We start from the raw sequence: 715 nt of genomic DNA on the forward strand, positions 1-715 counted from the left end.
GCGGAGGGTTGGCGTTGGCGGATGGTGTTGAAGTTGAGACTATACTCCGGAGGGCTCCGGAGTTGGGTTACGAGGTTCTCCCTGGTGTTTCGAAGCGTCGGAGCTGGAGCACGGAGGAGAAGCTCCGGATATTGGCACAGGCGTCGGCGCCGGGATCATCGGTTAAGTTGGCTTGCCGGGCACACGGGGTCAGCAGCGGGCAGTTTTACACTTGGCGCAAGCATTTCCGCAGTGGCGAGCTGACGGGGTTCATGCCGGTGTCGGTGGTGGCGGAGCCAGCATCGCTGTCGGCACCTAGTCCCGCGCAGGACGAGCCAGCTCCCACAGCTCCCGCGCCGCCGCCGGCACCTGGCCTTGTTGAGGTTGAGCTACCGAGCGGTGTGCGGCTTCGGATCAGCGGCGAGGTCGAGACAGTGGCGCTGCGGCGTATCCTCTCGGCGCTGCGTTGATTGGGCTTCCTGGGAGTGTCCGCATCTACCTGGCGTGCGGGACGACGGACATGCGCAAAGGGTTCGATACGCTGGCAGCGCAGGTGCAGACCATGCTGAGCCTCGATCCGCATAACGGTGCGCTCTATGCGTTCCGCGGTAAGCGCGGCGATCTGGTAAAGATATTGTGGTGGGATGGCCAGGGGCTGTGCCTATTCTGCAACTAACTCGTTTCATACTACAGCCCTTTCATTGACATCGTTGCATTTAGAGGCGTTGAGCAGACG

2 protein-coding genes are annotated in these 715 nt (G+C 62.0%); both read left to right on the top strand.

The window, feature by feature from the left end; all coding sequences use genetic code 11:
* A partial coding sequence (gene tnpA / locus QQJ84_RS19140) for an IS66-like element accessory protein TnpA (RefSeq protein WP_284259932.1) occupies window positions 1-449 on the top strand: 449 nt, incomplete at its 5' end.
* Window positions 446-655 (top strand): IS66 family insertion sequence element accessory protein TnpB, encoded by a 210-nt coding sequence (gene tnpB / locus QQJ84_RS19145; protein WP_284259933.1) that lies wholly within the window; start codon window positions 446-448, stop codon window positions 653-655. The genes tnpA and tnpB, both read left to right, overlap by 4 nt.
* Window positions 656-715: the final 60 nt, after the last annotated feature.

Source organism: Acidocella aquatica (assembly GCF_030160635.1).
Lineage (GTDB): Bacteria > Pseudomonadota > Alphaproteobacteria > Acetobacterales > Acetobacteraceae > Acidocella > Acidocella aquatica.